Origin of the sequence: Nostoc sp. FACHB-152 (assembly GCF_014697475.1) — a bacterium.
GTDB lineage: Bacteria > Cyanobacteriota > Cyanobacteriia > Cyanobacteriales > Nostocaceae > Nostoc_B.
The window spans coordinates 22,459-48,976 of record NZ_JACJRV010000041.1; the positions used below are offsets into that span (position 1 = coordinate 22,459).

Here is a 26,518-nt window from a genome sequence, read left to right on the forward strand (position 1 = left end):
CAGGTTAGAGGTTACAGGTTACAGAGGAGAAGGTCTTAGTGAAAGACAATTTAAAAAAGAAAGTGGTTGTATCTTACGATGTTCCAGAAGACAAACGCCGGACGAAAATCCATAAAATTCTCAAGTCTTATGGACAGTGGGTGCAGTATAGCGTGTTTGAGTGCCAGCTTACCGAGACTCAATATGCCAAATTGCGATCGCGTTTGCACAAATTAATTAAACCAGATACCGACAGCATCCGCTTTTACTTTCTCTGTGCTTGCTGTTTTGATAAAATCGAACGCATCGGTGGCGAACAACCCCGCGACGAAACCATTTTCTTTGCTTAATGCGCGGATGGGTAGGTGTAAAAAATCGGGCTTCAGGAAAAATGGCTGTATTCCTTTTATGACAAGCGTTTGCAGAAAAAATAAATTAAATCTATCCGCGCGCCTTGTACAGTAGTCTAGGTTTCAGCTATTTCCCTTTCCTCAACCCATATTCTCTACTGTTATAATCAACCCATCCGCGAAACTGAACCTCGAAAACCAAATACAGACTAGCTTTTGGGCTACCGCAGTTGAAATTTCAATTAATCCCTATCAGGGATTGAAACAGAATCAGATTCTTGCAAAAATCTTAATCTTCGCCAGTTGAAATTTCAATTAATCCCTATCAGGGATTGAAACAAGTTTTGGAATAGCTTCCTGGTTCACTTTCTCTTGTTGAAATTTCAATTAATCCCTATCAGGGATTGAAACTTTCAAATAAGTCAACACCTGATTTTTGAGAATAATGCTCAAGTTGAAATTTCAATTAATCCCTATCAGGGATTGAAACGTATACTTTTTTATATAGTGGAGGTTTTGAACCTTCAGTTGAAATTTCAATTAATCCCTATCAGGGATTGAAACATTTTGTAGACTTAGTATCTTTATCAGTATCTATGTTGAAATTTCAATTAATCCCTATCAGGGATTGAAACAGCATCACAAGACCAACAAAAAACACCTAATCAAAAGTTGAAATTTCAATTAATCCCTATCAGGGATTGAAACCAGGACAGGAAACATATAATAGAACTTTTCTAACTGTTGAAATTTCAATTAATCCCTATCAGGGATTGAAACAGTAGTTACAATAACTATCTTTTTATTTAGTGACCGTTGAAATTTCAATTAATCCCTATCAGGGATTGAAACCCGCTTCGAGGAATGCTTTACTCATCTTACGACCTCTACGTTGAAATTTCAATTAATCCCTATCAGGGATTGAAACAGTAGCCATACTCCATAATTAAACTCTACAAAAAAGTTGAAATTTCAATTAATCCCTATCAGGGATTGAAACAAACATCCTTGCCATTTATCCTCATGATCAGTATGTTGAAATTTCAAGTAATACCTATTAGAGATTAGACATCTTACAAAATTATTTGCGCGCTTTCCTTTGCGTCTTTGCGCCTTTGCGCGAGGCAAAAGAATATTGATGCAAGAGGTTTATTGATACCTCCTACCTTAAAAATAGAACTCACCAAGGATTACCAATCATCGTAAAAGCTGACCAAAAATAAGGATGATTCAGGCTTTTATCACCCAGTTCTATCAAAGCTGGCGGGAGAGTAAAATCCCCGCTAGGAGTTTTGAGTTTGCCATCTTCTAGCCTGACTTCTCCTTTCAGCATTCCTACTTGTGCGCGTCTGAGGGCTTCGGCTTTGATGGGGGCTTTTCGCAGCTGTTCATAAAATTCGGTCATCAGTCCAAAAGTGCCTTCATCGGAGACATACCATAAACTTGCTAACGCAGACTTAGCACCAGCTTGCACAGCAAAGCCAGCAAAACCTAACTCTGCTTCTTCGTTACCCAAGGCTGTACGACAAGCACTCAACACTACTAATTCGACGGGTGGTTTATTCCAGCCGAGTTGCCGCATTTGATCCATTTTTAATTGGGTATCCCACAATTGAATATAGGAATTACCTGGCGCACCAGGTCTAAATTCGCCATGAGTAGCTAGGTGAATAATACCGAAGGGTCTTTCTCTTCGTTGTTCTTTGAGATTTTGTAAAGTGAAGCCTTCATTTAAAAATGATCTACCTGGCCAAAGCTTTTGAGTGATGGTAGTTAATTCTGTTGGTACAGCTGGTAATGGATCTTGGTTGGGGAATTGAGATGCACCCATACCCAAAACTTCAGCTTTTCTGATGTCAACATATCTAGTATCGGTAAGGCTAAGGCTGGGCATTAACCCAACACTGTAGGTTTCTATTAAATACTTTTGACCATCATAAAGGGCAGCCACCGGCATCGATCGCAAACCTGTATCCATGAGAAAGACTAAATTATTAATTTGCCGTTCTTTAAGTCCAGAAATAATTGGTGTAATTAACCACTGGTATAGTTGTTTCGACGGTGTGATATAGCTACGTCGCAATGATGGGTCAGTCACAAGACTAGTAAATTTTTGGCTGGCTGCTAAAACTTGCGATCGCGTTACATTTACTACTTGACGAATTGGTTCACCCTTAGCTGTCACCACTACCAATTCTAAAAGGTCATTATCTTGGGTAAGAAGATTTTCTTCTGGTGCTAGACCTGCTTTAATAGTTCCAGGCACAAACGAAACATAAATCAATGCTGGTTTTACACCAGCTGCACTTTCAATATCTACTAATATCTGACGGGCTTCGTTAATTGTTGTAGCTGGAGTTGGACTTCCACCTAAATATTTTCCTACTTTATCAGTAAACTTTTCATCGATTTTGGCTAATTTTGTGCCATGTTCTGATTTTGGCGGCATAAATCCTCCATGTAGCGGTGGACGTGGAGGGCGTGGAGGATGTTTTGTCAAAATCTCTGGGTCGGGAGCATCATCTAAATCAGGATTATTATCTGGAGGAATAGTTGGTGGAATATCTGGTGGAATATCTGGTGGAATGATTGGTGGTTGAGTGACATTTATGCTAATTTGCTGTGGTGCAGATGAAGAAACAACATCATTAGCTCTAATAGTAAAAGCAGGAATAGAACCACTAGCACCAGTTGGTGGTGTATACACCAGAACTGTACCTGGATTAAGAACGGTTCCTGATGTGATTGGTGTACCATTTTGAAATGTCAGATTTCCCGATGAAATCGCATCAAAAATGATAGTGCGATTGTCATTATTGGCATCAGTTGTTAATGGATTTAAAGAACCAAAAGTAAATGTGACAGACTGATTTTGTTGAGTGTTAGGTAGAGAATTTGCAGTAACAGTAGGCAGATTGTTAACAGAAATAATTGAAATACCATTAGGAGTACCCACAGCAATACCACCATTAGGAAGTACAGGAAAAATATTAACTGTTGATGTGGGTGTAATGGTTGTATTACCAGTATTAATTACACCTATTGTTCCATTGATGCTGGGATTACCAACTATAAATGGTAAGTTATTCGGCCCACCATCATGTTGAATAGTGATTGTCCCTGATTGAGTAGTACCACTAGAGTTAATCGTATCGTTACTGATAACTTCAATTAAAGGGATTAATCCCGTTCCTCTGACAACACCATTTGCTAAAATGCTGACATTGCCACCTTGACCTGTTCCAGTATCACTAGTAGCTTGAGCATTGATACTGTTAAAAGTAATATTGCTACCAAAGGGTGTACTAGTGGCGTTAAGTGTGACTGCACCAGCGATCGCATCACTTCCAAAACCTTCTGCTGATGTATTAATATTACCAGAGGTAATACTATTTCCAGATATTAGCCTTACTTGACCAGATGCACCATCAATTTCATTGGCAAATGATGTATTGATATCATTAGTTGTAATGCTACCTCCTGCTGCTAATTGAACTAAGCCACTAGGTTGAAAGCTGGAAGTATCTATATTTTGAGTAGTAATATTACCTCCGGCTGTTAAATTGACACTGCCAGATCCATCAAAATTAGAAGTATCTATATTTTGAGTAGTAATATTACCTGTGGCACTGATAATTACAGGCCCACCATCACCGCTAAATGAGATGTTGCCTGTAACATTAACATTACCTGGGAAAGATGGGCCGCCAACTTCGTTAAAAACTATTGGTGCAACGCCAAAGTTTGTTCCTAAAATATTAGTTTCACCTGCTCTTAAAATCAAAGCTGGCTGACTACTCAAGGTTTGCACATCTGTGACGCAATTAGGAGAAACACTACCACCACAAATAGCAGTACTGCTAGGAAGTGCTGTATCTGCACCAGTAATCACAATTTCACCAGCCGAGATACTACCACGGGATTCTACCTTTAAAGATGGCCCTGTATAATTACCAAATGTCACATCTTGATTAGAACTAATAATTGGGTCAACTAAACTGATAAAATTGCCTGCTTGACCTTGAGAAGTAAGAATCGAAAACTTACCAGCACTACTAAAGTGAGCATCTAAAGAAATTTTGCCATCGCTGATTAAAGTTAAATCACCACCGCTAATAAAAGGGGTTTTATCTAAATGATTGATAGCAAAAACATCAATAGCTTGATTACCTTTAATTGTGAGATTACCACCAGCAATAGCGGAAAAGTTTTTGGCTACACTATCACGGATGATAACTGTATTTTGAGCTAGTAAGTTTAAGTTACCTGTTGTTAGAAGTTGACTTTCTGGTAATGTAAGATTTTGGTTAGCAGCGAGAGTAATATTTTTAGCTTCTGCATTGGTCACTACAACATCGCCATTTTCAACTTTCAATCCCGAACCCGTAAGTTGTACTTCTCCATTACTGTTAACTTGTACTTGAGAAGCGTTATCACCACCGCCACCAGTTAACAATGCTGGTAGAGAATTCGTAGTTGAATTATTAGTAGTAGTGGAATTCAATGGTTGAATTTCTAAACTTAATGGGTTCCCAGGTATAGTTAATTTGAGCAAACTACTACCGGGTACAGTTGCAACAGTAATGTTTCCCCCTGGTGCTGATAGGGTTCCGGTACTAACAACTGTACCGCCGAATAAACTCAAGTTATTGCCATAGGGAACAGCCAAATTGCCTTGATTTAAAATAGCACTGGTCACACTAGAATCAAAGGCGAAGCTATTAGGTGAACCGATGAGTGCATTATAGTTATTTGTCCCGATCGCATTAAACCACCCATTACTAAAACCAATGCGATCGCTTGTTGTTGCTGTAAACGATGCTGGCACATTTAAACTAGCATTATTCCCAAAAACAATTCCGGCTGGGTTGATTAAATATAAGTTAGAATTACCCCCAGTCACACGGATCAAGCCATTGATAAAAGAAGCTTGTCCACCTGTAACTCTTCCTAAGATATTTTGAATTGATGGTTGCGATAAAAAGTTAGCTGTTTGATTCGCATCTAGCCCAAATTTGCTAAAGCTGTGAAAGAGGTTGGCTTGATCACCACTTAAAGTTCCACCACTAATATTAATATTGTTACCTTGAGTATTGACAACTGTACCAGTGCCATCAGCAGCCGGAGTGATTGATTGGGCTTTAACGGTTATAGGTAGTAGCGATAATATTAAGGCTAAATTACTAACGGCTAATACTTTAACTGTAGGTAATAAACTCTGACTCAAATTAGGTCTTGTTTGTGCTAAAGCACTTTTAATAGCAGCTTTTAAATAACGTTCTCGATGATAAACTGTAATAACTAATGAAATGACGGGCTGCATAAATGCTTTAGTTTTTTGATTTATAAAATTTTCCTTGTATGAATAGGCTACCCATTAATTCATCAGCTTTTATAAATTATTAAGAGTTGCCGTTTATCCGTTATAAATCTTATTAATCGCAGCTTTATACCAATTCGTAATTCGTAATTCAGAAGTAGTTTTGTAGGGTGTGTTATCGCGCCAGCGTAACGCACCGCAAATCTCTAGTCATGAAATTTTTTGAACAAACAGCAAGGATGTGTTTTTATGTAGCGCAAAGCACCATCTAATATGATCAGTACACTCCTAAACTGTCTCACCTGTATAGCAGTGCGTGTAGGAATTACAAACAAATCTACTCCCCACTCCCTATTCCCTACCTCAACCAGTAATTTAGAAATCAAATAGGATTGCTGTATATCCATCAAAAGAGATAATTATTAACATTGAAATATCCAAATCATCCGTGAGTTCACCCGTTTAGGTGAAGGCATATAAAATTACAAAGGGATAACATTAAGGAACATTAAGCAGAAGTAAACTATCTTGCTTAGAGTTGAGCAGAATTTAATTTATATAACTGGCGATACATTCCTACGTTATCCCCCCAAAGTATTTTATAGATCGTTGATTATGAATACCTACATCGAAGTTCCCGTCATTGGCAAAATTAAGCACCCCTACCGATGGCTGATGGGGTTGATAGCAACGGGTGCTTTGGTTGTGGGTACAACTACTACATACAACTTGGTAAATCGGGGTGCAAGTCAAGGAGATATTACCAAACTCACTGTTCCTGTAGAAAATAAAGATGTCACTTTGAAAATTACCGCCAGTGGTAAAGTAGTACCCGTTCAAAGTGTAAATATCAGCCCTAAAAATCCAGGGGTGTTGGCAGAACTTTATGTAGAGCAAGGCGATCGCGTACAATCAGGACAAGTCATCGCTCGTATGGATGTTGGTGACTTAGAAGCCCAAATCTTGCAAACCCGCGCCAACTTAGCACAAGCCCAAGCTCAATTAGATGAAGCCCTAGCCGGAAATCGCCCGCAAGAAATTACCCAAGCTAGAGCGCGGTTATCTCAAGCTCAAGCACAATTAGCCCAAGCGCGTACAGGAAATCGTCCCCAAGAAATTGCCCAAGCTCAAGCCCAAGTAGATGCAGCACAAGCAAAGGCAAATTATACTGCTGAACAAGTGAAGCGTTACCAATACCTCTACCAACAAGGTGCAGAAAAAAGGCAATTATTAGATCAAGCAGTCAGTGAAGATAAATCTGCTCAAGCTAATTTAGAAGAAGCTCGTCGTCGGCTGTCGTTGTTACAAAGTGGTAGCCGCAGCGAAGAAATTGCCGCAAAAGAAGCAGCTGTTACTGAAGCACAAGCAGCATTAGTACTGTCAGAAAATGGTAGTCGTCCTGAAGAAATTGCCCAACGCCGCGCCGCAGTTAAAGCAGCACAAGCACAGTTAGCATCGGCCCAGATAAAAATCAAAGATACAGTCATCCGCGCTCCCTTTGCAGGAATAGTGACGCAGAAGTATGCAAACATCGGCTCCTTTGTTACCCCTACTACCTCTGCTTCCACCAGTGCATCGGCAACTTCTAGTTCTATTGTCGCCGTTGCCAAAGGTTTAGAAGTGTTAGCACAAGTGCCAGAAGCAGATCTTGGCAGAGTTAAACAGGGACAAGAAGTAGAAATTGTGGCAGATGCTTATCCTGACCAAGTATTTAAAGGTCGTGTGCGCTTGATTGCGCCAGAAGCAGTCATAGAACAAGGTGTAACGTCCTTTCAAGTGCGAGTTGCGTTAGATACAGGCATAGATAAACTGCGTTCTGGCTTAAATGTAGACTTAACTTTTTTAGGCGATCGCGTTAACAATACCTTAGTATTACCAACCGTCGCCATTGTCACCGAAAAAGGTAAAACTGGCGTACTAATTCCTGATGCAAAAAATCAACCACAGTTTCGGGAAGTGACAGTAGGCGCGCAAGTAGGCGACCAAACTCAAGTTTTATCAGGCGTGCAATCAGGCGATCGCGTGTTTGTTGACTTACCAAAGAACTACAAACTTCAAAAGGCGAAAGAAGAACAAAACAAATGAACTTCTTAGAAAGTGTGCAAATGGCAGGTAAAACCCTGCTATCAAATAAATTGCGTACAGCCCTCACCATGTTGGGTATTGTGATTGGTAACGCCTCCGTAATTGCCATGATTGGCATTGGTGAAGGCGGACAGAAATATGTTTCTAATCAGTTAGAATCTCTAGGGCCGAATGTGTTGTTTGTCATTCCTGGTAATCAAGCAACTCAGCGCATTTCTCGTGATGTTCCAAAAACCTTAGTCTTAGAAGATGCCCAAGCGATCGCAACTCAAGTCCCAACAATCGCCAACGTGACTGCGGAATTAAATAGTAGGCAGGTAGTTACTTACAGTAACAGAAACACCAATGTCAACATTATTGGTACAACTCCCAGTTTCTTGACAGTGCGAGATTTTGAACCTGAAAAAGGGCGGTTTTTCTCGGAAGTAGATATGAAACGCAGTAACCAAGTTGCTGTGCTGGGTGCAAAATTAGCTGAACGATTATTTGGTAACACTACCCCTGTTGGTCAGCAGCTACGCATCAAAAATACTAGCTTTCAAGTAATTGGGGTATTAGCAGCTAAAGGTTCTAATTTAGGTGTTGATTATGATGATGCGGCATTAATTCCCGTCAACACAATGGCCAACCGCATTGTCGGGCGAACCTCTCCTTATGGATTAGAGTTAACTTATATTGTTGCTTCAGCTAAAAATGCCGATAGTGTAGATGCAGCCGCCTTTCAAATCACCAACTTGCTGCGACAACGGCACAATATCACCGGAGAAGATGACTTTACCATCCGCACCCAAAAAGATGCTTTACAAACCGTCGGACAAATCTCAGGTGCATTAACAATTATGCTGGCTGCGATCGCTGGTATATCGTTATTTGTTGGCGGTATCGGTATCATGAACATCATGCTAGTTTCCGTTACCGAACGCACTCAAGAAATCGGACTGCGAAAAGCGATCGGTGCAACCGAACAAGACATCTTATTACAATTTATGGTTGAAGCCGTGATTGTTTCCGCCATTGGTGGTGTCGTGGGAACAGCCGTTGGTGTCAGTGGTATTTTGATAGTCGCCGCTTTCACCCCATTAGAAGCCGGAATATCAGCAGTCGCAATTAGTACAGCCGTTGGTGTTTCAGGTGCGATCGGTTTATTCTTCGGTGTCGTTCCCGCCCGCCGTGCTGCTAAACTTGACCCAATCGTAGCCTTGCGAAGTGCTTAAAACAGTAAACAGTGAACAGTAAACAGTGATCACAGCATATAGTGGGGGATTTAAACCCGCCACCAACGTCTACCACCAATTGGTGTGGAGTGTCACCTTCATATAAACACCTCATTCTTTACTGATTAACGTGAGTTCGACGGATGTTAAAAACCCCTCTCCAAACCTCTCCCCTGCAAGGAGAGAGGCTTTCAAAACTTGTTTTTTCGTTCAAAACTAGGAAGATTTATGCCCCTCTCCGCGTCGGAGAGGGGTTGGGGAGAGGTTCATCGAACTCACGTTAATATAATTTGGGGCGTGGTCAAGACTACTTTTGTGAAGAAGATTTTTTAACGCAGAGAGGCACAAAGGTAAGCCAGTGCGTTGCGCGGGTTCCCCGCGTTGTAGCAACTGGCGTAAACGCAAAGTTACGCGGAGGTATTTTAGTTTTCAACGTTCCAACCGAGGGCTGTGGCTACTTGATTAGCTAATTCTAAGGGGTTGAATGGTTTGGCGATCGCTGTTACTATACCCATCTGATCATAGCGGCGGCGGTCACTAGCTTGAACTTTAGCAGTCAATAAAATTACAGGAATTTTTTTGGTTGCGGCGTTGGCTTGAAGTTTTTCAAAAGTAGTGATGCCATCCATATCTGGCATCATGACATCTAATAAAATCGCATCTGGTTGGTAAGTTTCGGCTTGAGTAATGCCTTCGTGACCAGAACTGGCGGTGATTACATCCCAACCAGCGACGGTTTCTAAACAAATTTTGGCGACTTCTTGAATGTACTGCTCATTATCTACTACTAGAATCCGTTTCACGGTCATAACTAATACCAATTCCTAATTCGTAATTCGTAATTCGTAATTGAGGAAGTTAATACCAAATTGCACTCATAAGTAAAATTCCTCCCCTGTCTCTACTTTCTGTTGCCTATTGCCTATTGCCTATTGCCTATTGCCTATTCCTTCTGTTCTTGGTTGTGAGTTATTCGCTGAAGTAGTTCCATCACTCGTTGTTCAAATTCTTGAGTTGTTACACGCCCTTTAGTTAAAAATTCTGTATGCCCTAATTTTAGGCGTTTACGTTCAGATTCATCTAAATCTTTGGCTGAGTAAACAACTACTGGCATATGACGGAGTTGATTGTGTTGCTTTAACCAATCAACTACAACAAAACCATCACTTTCAGGCAGAATTAAGTCAAGAATTAATAAATCAGGATTAACTTGTTGGCTGAGGTGGATAGCTTCTCGTCCAGTCTTTGCTAAACAAGTTTCGATGTCATGACGCTCAAACAAAGTATTTAGCAAGTCTGCTAAATCATGGTCATCCTCAACAATTAAAATGCGGCCGCGTTTGGAAGGTTTGGCGACAACTTGCTTGAGTGACTGCAATAAAAAACTTTCTTGGACTGGTTTACTCACCCAATCAGCAAAATCTGTAATTGCGTTGCTATTGGTGGTGGATTTATAAACACTACAAATCACAATCGGAATGTGCTTGGTATCCTCACATTCTTTTAAAATTGCCATTGTTTCCCAGCCGTTCATCCCTGGCATAAGCAAATCAAGTAAAATCACATCTGGTTTTTGCTCCGATGCGATCGCGATCGCTTCTTCACCAGTAGCAACTGTTACAACACGATATCCACCTTCTTGTAGTAGTGTTTGCAATTCAGCACAAATTACTGGGTCATCGTCACAAACTAGAACTAGCGGGGAGTGGGGAGTGGGGACTAGTGACTGTGGAGGTAGATCTTGTTCTATTTCTGGTTGTGTAGCCTTGATGATAGGTAATGTAAAGTAAAATGTACTACCTTCACCTAAGACACTTTCCACCCAAATTCGACCGCCATGCTGTTGAATGATACTTTTGCAAATAGCCAAACCCAAACCTGTACCATCGTGGTTGCGTGAATCAGAAGAATCAACTTGTTGAAAACGCTCAAAGATACTATCAAGTTTGTCGGCTGGGATGCCACGCCCTTTATCTTTAACAATCAGCACTACTTCATCTTCTTGTTGTTTAGTTTCTAAGCAGACTGTCTCTCCTGGTGGCGAAAACTTAATCGCATTACTCAACAGGTTGGTTAAGATTTGGACAATTCGGTCAGTATCAGCCCATAGCACTACAGATAAGCTAGAAACTGAAATTTTGACTTGCGCTTTTTGGGCTAAGGGTTGCATAACATTCACAGCTGACTGAATCAAATCGGCTAGGTTGCAAGTTTCCCGTTCCATCTTCACCTTGCCAGATTCAATCCGCTCAATATCTAAAATGTCATTAATTAACCGTACTAAGCGTTCAGTGCTATCAGTAGCAATTTGTAGCAACCGTTTTCCTTGGTCTGAGTCTGGTAGTAACAAGCCACTAGTCAGCATTCCCAAAGAACCATGAATCGAAGTTAAAGGTGTGCGGAGTTCATGACTCACAACCGAGACAAACTCATCTTTCATCCGCTCAACTTGTTTGCGCTCAGTAACATCCCGCAAAATAACTGTATAGTAAACTTCCGCTCCTATACTCAATTTAGAAATCGAAGCCTCAGCCGGAAATTCGCTTCCATCTTTGCGCTGACCAAATAATTCTCGCCGTTCACCCATGCGACGCGCCAAACTTGTAGATTTGCCAAAGTCAGATACATGGTGACGATGAGCGTGGACAAATCGTATTGGTAAAAGTATGTCCAGCTTTTGCCCCATCACTTCTGGGGCAGAATAACCAAAGATTTTCTCTGCTCCTTGATTAAATAAAGTAATCTGTTGGTTACTGTCTATCGAAATAATGGCATCATCAGCTATATCTAAAATTCGGGCGAACTTTACTTGCGAAACACGCAGTTCTTCTTCTACCCGTTGGCGTTCATCTAATTCTGACTGTAATTGGTGGTTAACTTCGATTAACTCTGTGGTGCGTTCAGCGACACGCAATTCTAGTTCATTATTAGTTTTTTGTAAGGCTATTTCGGTGTGTTTGCGATGAGAAATGTTACGCGCAACAACCACAGCCGCAGGTTTTTGTTGGTATTCACAAGGTGCAGCTACTACCTCAACATGGATGACTTCTCCATTTAGCCGCACAAACTCTTCTTCAATTAAGGGAACTGCCTGTCTAACTTCTTTCAGATATTGAACGCGTTCTTGAACTATGGCTTGAGAATGGGGATGTACTAACTCGATTACTGGTCTACCTAATAAGTCTTCGGCTTGGGTGGCACCAAAAAGTTGAATAGCCGCACTATTGACAAAAGCAAATTTCCCTTCGCTTTGAATAAATATTGCTTCGGGACAGATTTCTACTAGTTGGGTGTAGCTGGCTTGACTTTGTTGTAATGCGGCTTGGGCTGAAGCGCGCTCGCGTTGATTGCGTAATGCGACAATACCATAGGCTAAATCTTCAGATAATTCTGTCAATAGTTTCACCTCATCCGTATCAAAAGCATTTGCTTCAGCAGCATAAATATTCAAAGCCCCAAAAGCTTGACCGTTAGCTTTTAACGGTAAGGCGATGCTAGACGCAAAACCCCGTTCTTGGGCTTGACAACGCCAAACTTCGTATTTGGAATCAGTCAAAATGTTTTGAATTATGGATATTTCGCCAGTCCGAATGGCTTTACCTGTTGGCCCTTGACCATACACTGTATCTGACCAAGTAAGCTGGAGAGTTTGTAAATAGCCATTGTCATAACCAGCTTGCGCGACAGGATGAATACTTTTTTCAGGATCATTTTCTGCAAAACCTACCCACGCCAGCCGATAGCCACCAACCTCAACAATAATTTGACAAATTTTATCTAGTAAATCTTGTTCATTTTGAGTACGGATGATTGCTTGATTACAGTGGCTGAAAGTTTGCAGTGTCCGATTAATCCGGCGAATTTCGGTTTCTACTGTTTGAGTATCTTGTTTTGGTTGGCTTTGAGTCATTCGCTTGAGTAGTTTCATCCGCTCTAAGCGATTAATAATTCGAGTTACTAGTTCTGGCCCAACTATCGGTTTGCTGACAAAATCATCTGCACCCGCGCTATAAACTTGATTCACAATCTCAGCATCATTGTGAACTGTCAGAAATAGGATAGGTAACTCACTCCAATTCTGGTCGTTTCTCACTACTTGGCAAAGCTCAATGCCGTTAGTGTGGGGCATTTCTACATCCAGAATCAATAAATCTGGTTTTATAGTTTCTAAAGTTTCCCAAAAGCGGCGCGGATCATCTAGAGAAATTACGTTTAATCCCCAAGGAGTAAGTAAAATTTGTAACAAAGCCAAGATTTTGGGATCGTCATCCACTGCTAAAATTTTGGCTTCGGCTGGGGGTGCTTGTTGAATTAATTTAGCGATCGCTCCTCCTACCTGGGCTGTAGCCATTGGCTTCTGCAAAAAGTGATGTTCACCTTGTCGAGCCAATTCTAAGCGATTACTAAAATCTGCCTGCTCGGTAAAAACTAACACTGGCACAGGCGGTTTAGATTGAGCTAGTTCGGCTAACAAACTTAAACAATCGTCTTGATTGTCAAAAACACTAGGGTCAAGCAGTACTGCACTAGGATGCTGTAGATACAGCAGATTTCTAGCCGTATCCTGATTAGTGGCAATATTGACCCGAAAATTCCAGTTAGGAGCTAATTGGGCTAGTTGTTCGCCTACTGTATAGTCCCGATCAACCACCAAAACCACAGGGATTCCATTGTGATTTGCTCCGGTATCTGCGGTATTCTCACCTTGACCTTGAATTTCTTGGCGTAATAACTTCACCCAAGTTTGCAAGTTAGCAGCGTCTTCTGGTGTTAACGACTGACCTGTCTTTAGTAGTTGTTCAATTTGGCGTGCTAATTTTGAGCCAGCCGGGAAACCAAAAGTACCTAGTGACCCTGCTAAGTTATGAGCTTCTTGACTTGCTTGTGTCAGCAATTGGACGTTTGGAGATGCTTGGCTGAAAGCTACTTGTTCCAGCACCTTCACCTGCTCGCCAACTCTTCCTTGAAACCGTTGCCAAACTTCTGCTATGGCTGTTAGTGTTTGCTGTTCAGATGACGTTTCTGGTTTAGATTTGTGGTTTTTAGATTTGGAATTAACAGATTTTCCATTTTTTGGCTGATGTCCATTCCCGGCGATCGCTGTTTGTTGTGGTGAAGTGTAACTATTTGCTACGGTTACAGGGATTTTTTCTTCTCCTTGGTGTTTCAGACGATAGCCAATCCCATATACTGTATCAATCAAATCACTGGGCGCACCTACAGCTTTTAATCTTTGCCTTAAGCCCTTAATATGAGTACGAACAGCTTCTTCTCCGGGGGTGTCTTCGTATGACCAAAGATGTTCTAAAATCATGCCGCAGCTAAAAACTCGGCGGCTATTACGCAGAAATAACTCTAAAAGTGCATATTCTTTGGGAGTTAATGATAATAACTCTTGCTTATAAGTTACTTGACAACTGCTGGGGTCTAAACGTAAATCTCCCCATTCCAAAACTGGTTGGGATGTTGACCCACCGCGACGTAATAAAGCTCTAACACGCGCTACTAATTCTTCGGCTTCAAATGGTTTAACTACATAATCATCTGCACCTGCATCTAATCCGATCGCCTTTTCATGACTGCTATCACAACCTGTCAATAACAAGATTGGCATTTGCAAGTTATTTGAGCGGATTTGCCGACAAAGACTAATACCATCTAGCTTCGGCAACATTACATCTAACAGAATTAAATCGTAATCGTAAGTTTGAATTAAATCCCAAGCAACTTCACCATCATTTGCGACTTCAACTGCATAGTTTTGGTTTGAGAGAATGGCTGTAAGTGCATAAGCATTTAACTCATCATCTTCGACAACTAAAATTTTCATATTTAAATACTAGATTTTAATAATGTTAGAGAATGAGCTAAAAAAAGAAGTTAAAATTTCAAAATATTTTAATTTTGTATTTAAACATTGCTGAGTTTATATAAACTTAACTAAACTTTATATTTTTTGATATTTATCAATCTCTAGAAATATTTTTCAATGCAATTTCCTGAAAAAATTAACTACAGGCAATAAAAGTATCTTTTTTTAGTGAATATTTAAATTATCTTGACTTCCATCCTCACAAGTTTCTCAACTTGTTACTCTATAAATATAGATGTAATTTGCAGGTGTAAAGGCATTTATCCCAACTAAAGAGAATATTGATATTTAGAGGGGATTGCCAATAAAGGCAAAATTATTAATTTTTGTGGCTTTTGCCGCTTCAGACCAAAACTTAAATTACTCATACATTATTAGCAATTAAAACCAGAGGTCTATATGCTGAAAAAGATTTTAGTCGCATTGGATCGCTCGGAAATGGGACAACAAGTTTTTGAGCAAGCATTGGCTTTAGCAAAGGCTATGTCAGCTCAATTATTTTTGCTCCATGTATTATCTCCTGAAGAAGAAGGTAGTCCTTATATTCCTATGTTATCTAATGTGGACTACTACCCAGGTTTAAGTGGTCAAAGCTTAGATTTATATCAAAAACAGTGGGATCGCTTTCAAGCTGAAGGCCTTCGGATGTTGCAGTCTTTCTGCGCTCAAGCAAACACAGAAGGAGTAACGGCAGAATTTACGCAAATTTTGGGCAATCCTGGCCAAACTATTTGTAAATGGGCTGCTCAATGGGAAGCCGACTTAATTATTATGGGACACCGGGGTCGTTCTGGTTTAGCAGAATTCTTCTTGGGAAGTGTGAGTAACTATGTTCTGCACCACGCGGCTTGTTCAGTTTATATAGTGCATCATCCTCAAAGCCAAAAAAACGCTGAGGAAGCTACAGCTAATAGCAAGGCGAATGTCTCTTAGTCATAGCTGGCGATCGCTATATACTTGAAGCGGCAACTTCATAATTATCGCCAAGAAAAATAGCAATAGAATCTTCAGCCGTTGACTCTGAAGCCAGATTAGGAGGTAAAGATGAAGTTTCCACTGATCCGCCAAATATTTTGGTCGCTGCTATTGCTAGGTATTTTCACAACATTTATATTCCTGGGTTTAGGAAGCTTCACATCGCCAACGGCTTCTGCTACTGTCACCAAGTTAGAAGCCGTCCCAGGTGAAATACTTTATCGCTCACAGACAAAATTAGATGATCAAGCAGGACACGTCTGGCAAGCTGTCCTCTTTAAGCAAGTTTATCCTGGTCAAGCTACAAGTTTAAATCTGCGACTTGTGGGCTTTCCCAACTCTGCCGAATTGATTCATCCCCAACCACTAAAAATTACCACCGCTTCCGGCAAGGTTCTCACTGCTGCTGACGTTTTCTTAGATGAAGCACCAGCACCGACTATTGGCCAGTACAACTTCAAAGATATCTTGCCCCAATTGCCCAACGAAGCCCTACAACTAGGTATACCTTTACCTGGACAACACTTTATCAACATCTCAGTCCCCCAGTCTGTAGTGAGTGAATGGCATGAAGTGATGACGAGTCGGGAATAGAGAAGATTTTAATTTCTGAATTTACGAATTACAAATTATTATGCTCGTTTGCGGCTAGCAACAGTAAGGTTAGGTGAGTGTTTTGGCTGTCATCGCAATTTTGAATTAAACCCATTTGGGGAAAGGGAAAGGAAAAAGATACATATGTTAAAAAATCCATTCCTTTTCCCTTTTCCCCTTACCCTTCCCCTTTCCCCCTTTCTTGGTAACACTTGCCATCCCAACCCAGTAACCATTATCTGGAGATTAATTATGTTAAAAGCAGCAGACATTATGACAAAAGATGTCGCCACTATTCGCAGTTCTGCAACAGTAGCAGAAGCAGTAAGCTTAATGCGGGCTAGAGATTGGCGCGCCCTAATTGTAGACCGTCGTCATGAACAAGATGCTTATGGCATTATCAGCGAGAGTGATATTGTCTATAAAGTAATTGCTTATGGTAAAGACCCTCATAAAACGCGTGTATACGAGGTGATGACTAAACCTTGTATCGTCATTAATCCCGACTTGGGTTTGGAATATGTCGCACGTTTGTTTGCCCAATATCACTTGCACAGAGCGCCTGTTATTCAAGGTGAATTAATTGGGATCATTTCTCTGACAGATATTTTGGCTTTAAGCGATTTTACAGAACAACCGCGATCGCTTAACCTAGAACAACAACTACAAGATGAAATTAAAAAAGCTCGTGCTGTTTGCACAGAGAAGGGTGTCCGCTCAGAAGAATGTGCTGCTGCTTGGGATGCAGTTGACGAAATGCAATCAGAAGTAGGACACCAAATGGCAGAGAAAATTGATAAAACAGCGTTTGAAGAGTATTGCGAAGAGTATCCAGAAGCATTAAAAGCCCGGATGTACGAGCTTTAGATGTGCTGGACAGAGTACACAGAGATTGATAAAAGATTATTAATAATAACTGCCGATGAGAATGTTATTCATCAAGTTTGGCAGCATTAAATTGTTCTAACAATGTCTCGACACTAGCATTGTGATCTAAAAAAGAAAACAAATGTCTATAAAGTAATTTGCCATCTTTATCTAACACAAACTGTGCTGGTAAAGGTGCGCCTAATGCTTGCCCAACTTTATATCTCCGAAATACTTGGCAACTTGGGTCACTTAATAATGGCATCTTTAAACCTAAATCTTGCACAACTACTTGACTCTGCTTTTCGTCAGTACTAGTAATCATCAAAACTTCTATACCGCGATTTGAAAATTGCTCGTAGTTTTCATTCAAAGCTTTAATATGAGGAAAACAAAAGGGGCAATATTGCTTTTCTGTAAAAATTCTAGTAAAGGCAAGCAATACAGGTTGTTTGCCCCTATAATCTGACAGTTTAACTAAAGTCCCGTTGGTAATATCCGGTAGTTGAAAATCTGGTGTTCCTATCTCCAGGCGATAGTAACTTGTAGCTGGTATTGGTAAGAAATTACGGAAAAATCGCTCGTTAAATAAGCCGCTAAAATTTTTTGAAGTTAACATACTTTTATTTTTGAAATATATATAGCAATCCTACTTAATTTATAAACTAGTCGTGGAGGCAGGCAATAGGGTTGAGGCAATAGGCAAGAGATTTATTTGGATATCCTACATGGTTTGCTATCAATAACAACACAAAACAAAACCACAGATAAACACTGAAATTAACACTGATTTTATATCTGTGTTTATCTGGTGTTCATCTGTGGTGAGGATGAATTTAGCTTTTAACTCTAATAAATATAATTAGAGTTAAAAATTAGCAAATTCTAGACAGAAGCGAAGTAAACTTTAGACTTCACAGGATCAGGAGTCATAGTCTTATCACCAGGTTGCCAACCAGCTGGGCAAACTTCGTCAGGATGCGATTGGACATACTGAATAGCCTGTAATGTCCGCAGTGTTTCATCAACGCTACGACCAAAAGCTAGGTTGTTAATGGTAGCGTGTTGGATGATACCATCTTTGTCAATCAGAAACAGACCGCGCAAAGCAACACCTGCTGCTGGGTCAAGGACGTTGTAAGCTGCGCTAATCTCTTTCTTAATATCGGAAACTAAGGGATAATTGAGGTCGCCTACGCCACCAGATTTGCGATCAGTTTGAATCCAAGCAAGGTGGGAGAACTCACTATCCACGGAAACACCGAGAACTTCAGTGTTAATTTTCTTGAATTCTTCGTAGCGATCGCTAAATGCTGTGATTTCAGTAGGACAAACAAAGGTAAAGTCTAGGGGGTAGAAAAATAAGACAACATACTTGCCGCGATAGTCGGAAAGTTTAACTGTCTTAAATTCCTGATCTACTACAGCAGTTGCTGTAAAATCGGGAGCTTGTTGACCAACGCGGAGGCTTCCTTCTGTTCCGTAAGTGAGGGACATTAACTTAAATTCTCCTTCGACTTATATCCGTTATTAGTAGCGTTAGAATTCGGGTCAGATAAAACTCACCCATCCACGCTGATTCACAGTTTAATTACGATCTGTTACGACTATATCATAGTCATAACGATTCTGAGTAGCAAATGACCAATTTAGATACAAGAGAATGGTTACTCACCAATGGCTTAGGCAGTTTTGCCAGTGGTACCGTTTCTGATGTGCGAACACGGACTTACCACGGTTGGTTGTTTGCCGCGACAAATCCACCCTCTGGTCGCACCCTACTGTTATCACACATAGAAGCCAGCTTAGAAGTAGCCGGTGGTGTTGTAGCCTTAGGGACAAATATCTGGGGTAGTGGTCAGATTGAGCCTACTGGCTACAGATTACTGCGCTCATTCGATATTAACCCAGTTCCGAAATGGATTTGGAGCAAAGATAACTGGCAGTTAAGCAGGCAACTGCTGATGCCTTATGGTTTAGAGGAGGGGAGTAGGGAATTGGGAGTAGGGAGTAGAGAAGATACTGCCAATTCCCATTTATGCCATCGAATTTTGATTCACTATCGTTATGATGGTGCAGATACAGCTATTTTGAGGCTGCGACTACTAATTGCCGATCGCGACTTTCACCATCAGCAAAAAGCTGTCCCAGGGTTACAGTTTTCACAATTGCTAGGAAATCAGCAAGTTTGCCTACAAGCGATCGCAGATGGTGGTTTTGGCAGACCTTGGCACTTGCGTTGGACACAAGGTACATATAAAGCAGACGCAGTTTGGTACTGGAATTACGGCTTACCAGAAGAAATGCGTCGGGGATTAGGCGACAAAGAAGACCTCTATAGTCCTGGTTATTTAACCGTCACTCTGCAACCAGGCGATGCCGTAACTTTAGAAGCAAGGGTAGGCTTCCCCGATCCCCAAGAAAATATTCTAGCAACTGAAGTCTTTGCAGAAGCCGTAGAAGCAGAACAAGAAAGACTCTGCCAGATTTTTGGATGCAGCCCCAGAGAAAATGGAGACTGGCAACTAGGTACTAAAAATTGTGAAAAAACCACATTGTTACTCAACAACCAATCCCAAATATGGCAACGCCTACTTAAAGCCAGCGATCAATTTATTGTTTATCGAGCTTCTATTAGTGGCCCTACCGTAATAGCAGGTTATCACTGGTTTAATGATTGGGGACGAGATACTTTAATTGCCTTACCGGGTCTAGCGTTAGTTACACAGCGTTTTGAACTGGCAAAAGGTCTATTAGATACTTTTGGGCGTTACTGTCGCCACGGTTTAATTCCTAACGCTTTTCCTGATGCTGATAATGAACCTTTTTATAACAGCATTGATGCAGCGTTGTGGTGGATTGAAACATTAGGACTTTACTTAGAAGCAACACAAGATTGGGAGTTTTTGGCAGATCAATTTCCCGTAGTCCAGCAAATTCATAAAGCCTTTGTTGGTGGCACACGTTATAACATCCAAGTCGATGCTACTGATGGATTGGTGGGTTGGTATGCTAGTGGTGTAGCCCTAACTTGGATGGATGCAGTTGTGAATGGGCAGCCTGTAACGCCGCGTTATGGTAAACCAGTAGAAATCAATGCCTTATGGTACTCAGCCTTATGTTGGATGAGCCAGTGGGCAGAACGCTTAAGCCAGATGCAAACGGGCGATACGTCACGCCTCAACAAGCAGGCACAACGTTATGCTCAACAAGCAAAGCAGGTAAAACTTTCACTACAAAAATTCTGGAATCCGCATTTGGGATATTTTTACGACACAATTGAGCCGGACGATCGCCGCAATTCCCAAATTCGCCCCAATGCTGTTTTAGCCCTTTCTCTGCACCATTGTGGTTTTTCCCAACAGCAAGGTCGTCAGGTACTAGATTTAGCCACCTATCGCTTGCTTACCCCCTATGGTCTTCGGAGTCTTGATGCCGTAGATCCAGAATATATTAGCAAATACACAGGTAATCCGCAGGAGCGCGATCGCGCTTATCATCAAGGTACAGTTTGGAGTTGGTTGATTGGGCCTTTTACTCGTGCTTGGCAACGTTTTTACCCCAAACAGCCACTACCTTTTAGTTGGCAGCCACTGCTAGAGCATTTTCTCTCTGATGCTTGCCTTTACTCTATCTCAGAAATTTTTGATGGCGACCCACCATACACACCAAAAGGTGCGATCGCTCAAGCTTGGTCAGTAGCAGAAGTAATTCGCCACATTCATGAATTCTGATTATTAGTTCCTGATTAGCATTGAAAAGTTCAGAAGCTAATTAGAAAATATTAGCTTCTATTTTCCAGCTATATGAGTTTAAGATAATAGTAAACGATTTACTTTGAGGAATAATTTTTCTAAATGGCTCAGGTCGGATTTGAACCAACGACCCCAGGCTTATGAGTCCCGTGCTCTAACCAACTGAGCTACTGAGCCGAATGCATTTGCATTAATTCTTAATATAGCATACACATTTGTTGATGACTAGTCTATTTTTCAATTAATTTTTGCCCATAAATATAAATAACAGAGGGAGGTTCCTCCCTCTGTACTGAGTGGAATACAACCAAGGCTTAGACCCGGCTTTGTTTTGGCGGTAGGAAAGCGATGGGGTTAACTGCACCCTTGCCATCTGGATGGATTTCAAAGTGGGTGTGTGGCCCAGTGCTGAAACCGGTACTACCCATTAAAGCAATGGTTTCTCCTTGACGCACTTCCTGACCTACACGTACTAAAATCTTGCTGTTATGACCATAGCGAGTCATGCTGCCATCAGCATGGCGAATATCTACAAGATTGCCGTAGCCACCTTTATTCCAGCCAGCTTTGACAATCACACCGTCAGACGATGCGTAAACTGGAGTTCCAGTAGCGTTAGCTACGTCAATACCTCTGTGCATTCTGCCCCAGCGTGGGCCATAACCGGATGTAAATACACCTTTTGCTGGCCAGATATAAGCAACAGATGAGCTTGAAGGAGGAGCTAGATTTTCATCAACAGGTTTGGGTAAGTAGCTATCTACTGCTGCTAAAGGTGGTAACTGTGGAGATACCTTAGTTCCCCGCATTCTACCTAAAGAGTCAGAGCCATTAACACCAACGGGTGGTGTCATTACCCTATTACGAGATGTATTCTCGAAAGAAGAAAGTGGTCGTGCTGATTGATTGGCCAGAAACTCTGGATTAATTGGTTCGCTTGTCGCGCGAGCAGCACGAAATTCCTCTTTAACAGGTTCAGCGTTGTAGCTTGGCAGGATTGGTGTAGGAACAGGAATTCGGACTGCAAAATCCTTATTTCCGGAAACAGGCTTAGTTGCTGACAAGTTACTAGGAGAAACTACAGGAATGGTTATAGCTGCTCTATTACTTTCTTGATCAGGAGTCGCCGCTACTACGTTTCCAGATTCTTGGGCGCGATATTTCTGCTGTAATTTCTGGATTTCCGCCTGTAAACTACGCAAACGCTCAGTTTCTCTACCCCTTGCTGCGTTTTGGGCTGGTTGGTTCGCGGTTTGGAGTTCGGCAAAAACTTTTGGTACTGGAGTATCGCCACCTACGCCATAAGAATCAGTTTTAGAAGAGTTTGTGACAGAATTTTTCTTTTGCTGGTTGGGAGTGGTTACTGTAATGGGTACGGTAGCAGGATTAGTGTTATTAGCAAGAACTGGTGAAACTGGTGCTAAAGAAACATTTGGGTCAATGCTAGCAGTGCTAACAGGTACAGCCGCTACCCTGAGATTATTAGTCTGCACACCAGATGGATTAACTACAACAGGTATAGGAATGCCAACATTGCGGTTAACCTTGGAAGATGGCAGAATCAGTTTTTGACTGATTTTCAACTGGTTGGGATTGCTAATATTGTTGAGTTTTGCCAGTTCTGCAACTGTAGTATTGTGTCTACTAGCGATCGCAGCTAGAGTATCTCCTGGCTTAACTTCGTAAGCTGTATCAGTATGAGATGGAGTGACAATTTGCGGTGTAGCGGGTATGGATGTTGTTGCTAAGGGTTGTGCTTGCTCACTCGCAGATATTATCTTTTGAGCCTCTGGAAAGAACTTCGTTTTGTCTTCATTGGCAAGAGATGGCAGCTGTGGGATTGTCTCTTGGTTGGCACTAGTCTGCGGCGATTTCTCTTCTACAGTTGTCTGCTGCGTCGATGCAATAGTTTTCCCTGACTTTTTGGACTCCCCAGACCGCAACTCCGCCAGACTTGCTCGTAAACGGTTCGATTTTTCTTGTAAGTGATACAGGGCGAACTCTTGCTGCGCCTTCAGTTGAGCATTAACTTCTTCACTGGCTACTGTATTTTCGTTGACTGTCGTGGGTAGTTTGTTTACCCCAAGAGCAGTTAACCCAATAGCATTTGGAAGTTGCTGTATTGCTTCTTGATTTTTCGCTAATTGCGGTTGCTGATTGGCAGCATTCTGATCAATTGCTTTGTTGGCAATATTTTCTGGTGTCTGAATTTGTACAGACATCCCGCCAGATGCAACTTGTAATTTAGCTTCAAGCCCAGGCAACTGTGAAATTGCTGTTGGTTCAACAATGACAGGATTCTCTGGCATTGTTGCTGAGGATACTAGTTTGGTCTCCAGTTTTGTGGGAACAAATTTCACCTCAGTGTCAGGAGCGGCGGAAAAGGTTGATGTCGCCTTTTGGCTACCTACAGGTGCCGCTGCTTGGGCTTGATCGCTTTGTTGAGTCACTAGCAGGCCGCCTGCCCCCATTGATATAGCTAAACCTAGCATGGCGGCTTGTGTGCGAACCCGGCAATTATTTTTGGAATTTACCAGATTTAACTGTTCGACCGGGACACCTTCACTGCTGGGGGTATTTTTCAGCACAGCCTTTACTCTTTTTTTCAATGCTCGTTTCAAAGACGACCTCCTATGATCACTAGCGCTTAACTGACCTCGATTTTACAGTCGGATACTAGTCAATGATTTAGATCACATCGAATGATGGATTTTGATCACATTCACCAGAGATACTTACGCAAGATTAACTCGCTTCTCTGATTTAGACAAGTTCACACCTGTTAGCAAAACATAAAGTTGCTGTGCTTACTTGTCCGCTCCACTCTTCACACCATAGAACTTCTGCTTTTTACTGTTGTTTGTCTGCGTCTGTTTTGCTTTACTAGCTACGACTAGGAAATTTAATATTAGCCGAGTCTGCTTTTGCTTTTAGCAACTTCGTCGCTATGACTTATAAAAAAGCGATGCTCCCTGCTGTAGATATTTTCAAGGTTTTTATCCCCGATCAGTCTTCCCAACACGAGACTTTACGTTGATTCTTCCCTAAAAAACAACCGTACAAACTCTCAACTACTTTTGTCCTCCTCAAATATACTTATTTTGTAAAAATGGGAAAAATGCTTGTCTTGTATGGATTTTAAGGCTTTTATTCTTTTAGAGTAGACAAACCAAATTCATCAAAATCTATCATTTAATTCTAGTAGAATCTGAAAAATCCTATATAAATTTCTTATATTATGCTCCTATAACTAGCCCAAAATTTTCAGTGTTTTAACTGAAAAAAATCCAAATATTGTATAGGAATTACATATTATTTCTAGTTATTAGATGATGATTACCTGCCACAATGTAGCTCCTATATGGATTTACAGCTTTTTTCCATATCAGTGCTTATTAATATTTAAGTCAAAAATTATAGCAAGTAACCTAATTGCCGACGAGATTCAAATAAGCCTATAGCAACACTTACTGAAAGATTTAAGCTACGAACTCCTGGTTCAAACATGGGAATGTATAAGGTTGCATCACAAGCTGATAGCGACTCTGGTGGTAAGCCAGTAGTTTCGCTACCAAACAGCAGCCAATCATCAGCTTGAAATGGAAACTGCACATAATTAAAGCTGCCTCGCACTGAGAAACCCAAACATCTGCCTCCACGCTGTTGTTGTAGGCTTTTAAAGGCTGCAAATGTTTCGTGATAATGCAGTTTTACATAAGGCCAGTAATCTAAACCTGCCCTTTTAAGGTAGCGATCGCTAATTTCAAATCCCAATGGCCCTACTAAATGTAATTCTGTACCTGTTGCAGCGCAAGTACGCGCAATATTTCCTGTATTGGGCGGAATTTGGGGATTAACTAAAACTACCTGGGGCATCGCCAAAATTGTATAAAAAGTTATATTGACAATAAAAAATCTATCAAAATATAGACCTTATTCATAGGTTTTGTTAATAATCATCAAGTAGTTTACATTGATTAGTTTTTTAAAACAAAAAACAGTTAATTTTCCCAGAAAAATTTCTGGGAATGTATTTTATGAACTGTCAGACAGAATTACTTTGTCTGCGGCAAACCTACTGGCTAATATGTTCGCAAGTTATTTGCTAGCTACTTTGAGTATATGTATCTTATCTAGGAAGATCTAGCGATCACCAAAAATTTTTGGGTATTAGATGTCAAAAAGCTAAGGTTTTTTTTGAATATCTAATACCCTATTCCCAATTAAGCAAATAAAGAAGAACACAATTTACTTTCTAGTTCGATTTCACGTTCTTGGGTAGCTACAACCGCTTGGGTAATGACACGCTGAGAGTCGAAACCGACGCTGTGTAATTGTAGCCACTGTTGGGCTTCATTGCCTTCACGCAGGATTTTGTGTAATGGGGAAAGAAAACAGCTAAAGCCCTGTTGTTTTGCGATCGCCCAAACTTCTTGATATAGTTCAGCGATCCAATCTCTGGCTAAGATGGTTCTGCCGTCTTGCCAATGCTTGAGTTGGGCATCAAGGCTAGCACTAGCGGCTGCTATTTCATTGTTAGTGGTGAGGGCGATTAATTCTTCAGGGGAGAAGGTGCTTTGAGTTAGCGGATCTAAATCGGGCTTCTCTATTATCTGCAACAAACGTGCTTCTAACAATGCGGTAATTGCGAGTAATGCAATTGGATCTGTAACTAGGTCACAAATTCGCAATTCTAGGCGATTTAGGTCATAAGGGCGGCGATCGCCATTTGGTCTTACCGATACCCACAAATGCCGCACATTTTGCATTGTTCCAGCAATTAACTGTTCTTCTACCCACTTAATATGATGAGCGTGGCTTTCAAATAATGGCACGTAGGCAGGGGTCTGAGGAAATACACCCCAACGGGTGGAATGATAACCAGTTGTGTTGCCATTCAAAAAGGGTGATGAAGCACTCAGGGCAAGAAACAATGGTGCTTCGACTCTGATTAACCTACAAGCCCGCATTAAGATTTCTGGGTCGCTAATACCTATATTGATATGCACACTAGCAGTAACTACTTTTGTGCCGTAGGTCTGTTCAATATAGTCATGATAAGGATTTGTAGGATCGGAACGAAAGAAGCGATCGCCTCCACTTAAAGACAGTGTGCTTCCTGGAATTAAAGTGTAGTTTCCCAGACGCTGGAGATATTTCCTTAACTCCCGACGGGGGCGCAGCAAGGCGCACAAGAGATTTTCGTAACTTGTAGATGGGTTAGTTATGTATTCTACATTCCGGCTGTCTGGTTCCCGCACAAACCCATCTAAGTCGGCAACAATTTTATCGGAGAGACCAACAATTTCACCTTGAGGTGTGCCAGTATACATCTCGATTTCAAAGCCTTTTGATAGCACCACTTAGTTCTCCTTGGCTCTCCCAGCCTATTAATTGTATCGAATCTGACGATTTTCTGTGTCTTTTTGCCTATTATTGAACGTTAAGAATCATTTATTAGGCAATTTCAAAAGCCGTTTTCTGAGCTTTATTTCTTAGTAATTACT

At 41.1% G+C, this 26,518-nt stretch carries 15 protein-coding genes, 1 tRNA gene and 1 CRISPR repeat array; of the genes, 7 read left to right on the forward strand and 9 right to left on the reverse strand.

What is annotated here, in order from left to right:
* The first annotated feature begins 38 nt into the window (after positions 1 to 38).
* The gene (gene cas2 / locus H6G76_RS22490) at positions 39 to 329 is read left to right on the forward strand and encodes a CRISPR-associated endonuclease Cas2 (protein ID WP_103123822.1); all 291 of its coding nucleotides are present in this window, start codon (positions 39 to 41) and stop codon (positions 327 to 329) included.
* Between the two features lie 229 nt (positions 330 to 558).
* Positions 559 to 1,400: a CRISPR direct-repeat array (repeat unit 37 nt; unit sequence GTTGAAATTTCAATTAATCCCTATCAGGGATTGAAAC).
* A 109-nt stretch (positions 1,401 to 1,509) separates the two neighbouring features.
* On the opposite strand, the gene H6G76_RS22495 is transcribed toward cas2, so the two are convergent.
* Positions 1,510 to 5,652: a CHAT domain-containing protein gene (locus tag H6G76_RS22495; RefSeq protein ID WP_190705801.1), complete on the reverse strand. Its 4,143-nt coding sequence runs from the start codon at positions 5,650 to 5,652 to the stop codon at positions 1,510 to 1,512.
* 612 nt (positions 5,653 to 6,264) lie between these two features.
* Here H6G76_RS22495 and H6G76_RS22500 point away from each other — a divergent pair.
* Positions 6,265 to 7,734, forward strand: coding sequence for an efflux RND transporter periplasmic adaptor subunit (locus H6G76_RS22500; RefSeq protein WP_190705804.1), 1,470 nt, complete (start codon positions 6,265 to 6,267; stop codon positions 7,732 to 7,734).
* Positions 7,731 to 8,948 carry an ABC transporter permease gene (locus tag H6G76_RS22505; protein WP_190705806.1) on the forward strand — a complete coding sequence of 406 codons (1,218 nt, stop codon included), beginning with the start codon at positions 7,731 to 7,733 and terminating at the stop codon, positions 8,946 to 8,948. Before H6G76_RS22500 ends, H6G76_RS22505 begins: the two co-directional genes overlap by 4 nt.
* Before the next feature lie 422 nt (positions 8,949 to 9,370).
* Here H6G76_RS22505 and H6G76_RS22510 read toward each other — a convergent pair whose 3' ends face one another.
* Together H6G76_RS22510 and H6G76_RS22515 are read right to left on the reverse strand one after the other, a co-directional pair.
* The gene (locus tag H6G76_RS22510) at positions 9,371 to 9,757 is read right to left on the reverse strand and encodes a response regulator (RefSeq protein ID WP_190705808.1); all 387 of its coding nucleotides are present in this window, start codon (positions 9,755 to 9,757) and stop codon (positions 9,371 to 9,373) included.
* A gap of 134 nt (positions 9,758 to 9,891) precedes the next feature.
* Positions 9,892 to 14,778: a response regulator gene (locus H6G76_RS22515; protein ID WP_190705810.1), complete on the reverse strand. Its 4,887-nt coding sequence runs from the start codon at positions 14,776 to 14,778 to the stop codon at positions 9,892 to 9,894.
* Positions 14,779 to 15,219: 441 nt separating this feature from the next.
* Between H6G76_RS22515 and H6G76_RS22520 the strand changes: the two genes are divergently transcribed.
* From H6G76_RS22520 to H6G76_RS22530, 3 genes are all read left to right on the forward strand, one after another.
* Positions 15,220 to 15,753, forward strand: coding sequence for a universal stress protein (locus tag H6G76_RS22520; RefSeq protein ID WP_190705812.1), 534 nt, complete (start codon positions 15,220 to 15,222; stop codon positions 15,751 to 15,753).
* 111 nt (positions 15,754 to 15,864) lie between these two features.
* The gene (locus tag H6G76_RS22525) at positions 15,865 to 16,389 is read left to right on the forward strand and encodes a DUF3122 domain-containing protein (RefSeq protein WP_190705814.1); all 525 of its coding nucleotides are present in this window, start codon (positions 15,865 to 15,867) and stop codon (positions 16,387 to 16,389) included.
* Between the two features lie 252 nt (positions 16,390 to 16,641).
* Positions 16,642 to 17,256: a CBS domain-containing protein gene (locus H6G76_RS22530; protein ID WP_190705816.1), complete on the forward strand. Its 615-nt coding sequence runs from the start codon at positions 16,642 to 16,644 to the stop codon at positions 17,254 to 17,256.
* 64 nt (positions 17,257 to 17,320) lie between these two features.
* On the opposite strand, the gene H6G76_RS22535 is transcribed toward H6G76_RS22530, so the two are convergent.
* On the reverse strand, positions 17,321 to 17,875 hold the full coding sequence (locus H6G76_RS22535) for a peroxiredoxin (RefSeq protein ID WP_190705817.1): 555 nt from the start codon (positions 17,873 to 17,875) through the stop codon (positions 17,321 to 17,323).
* Positions 17,876 to 18,141: 266 nt separating this feature from the next.
* Complete coding sequence (locus H6G76_RS22540) at positions 18,142 to 18,753, reverse strand: peroxiredoxin (RefSeq protein WP_190705818.1); 612 nt, start codon at positions 18,751 to 18,753, stop codon at positions 18,142 to 18,144.
* A 143-nt stretch (positions 18,754 to 18,896) separates the two neighbouring features.
* On the opposite strand from H6G76_RS22540, the gene H6G76_RS22545 reads away from it, so the two are divergent.
* Positions 18,897 to 20,990 (forward strand): amylo-alpha-1,6-glucosidase, encoded by a 2,094-nt coding sequence (locus H6G76_RS22545; protein WP_190705819.1) that lies wholly within the window; start codon positions 18,897 to 18,899, stop codon positions 20,988 to 20,990.
* Positions 20,991 to 21,114: 124 nt separating this feature from the next.
* Here H6G76_RS22545 and H6G76_RS22550 read toward each other — a convergent pair.
* The 4 genes from H6G76_RS22550 to gshA form a co-directional block, all read right to left on the reverse strand.
* Positions 21,115 to 21,188, reverse strand: a tRNA-Met gene (locus H6G76_RS22550).
* Between the two features lie 137 nt (positions 21,189 to 21,325).
* Positions 21,326 to 23,599: a peptidoglycan DD-metalloendopeptidase family protein gene (locus H6G76_RS22555; protein WP_313934819.1), complete on the reverse strand. Its 2,274-nt coding sequence runs from the start codon at positions 23,597 to 23,599 to the stop codon at positions 21,326 to 21,328.
* A gap of 826 nt (positions 23,600 to 24,425) precedes the next feature.
* Entirely contained in the window at positions 24,426 to 24,887 is a 462-nt protein-coding gene (locus tag H6G76_RS22560) for a tRNA (cytidine(34)-2'-O)-methyltransferase (RefSeq protein WP_190705821.1), read from the reverse strand.
* 347 nt (positions 24,888 to 25,234) lie between these two features.
* Complete coding sequence (gshA, locus tag H6G76_RS22565; RefSeq protein WP_190705822.1) at positions 25,235 to 26,374, reverse strand: glutamate--cysteine ligase; 1,140 nt, start codon at positions 26,372 to 26,374, stop codon at positions 25,235 to 25,237.
* Between the last annotated feature and the right edge of the window lie 144 nt (positions 26,375 to 26,518).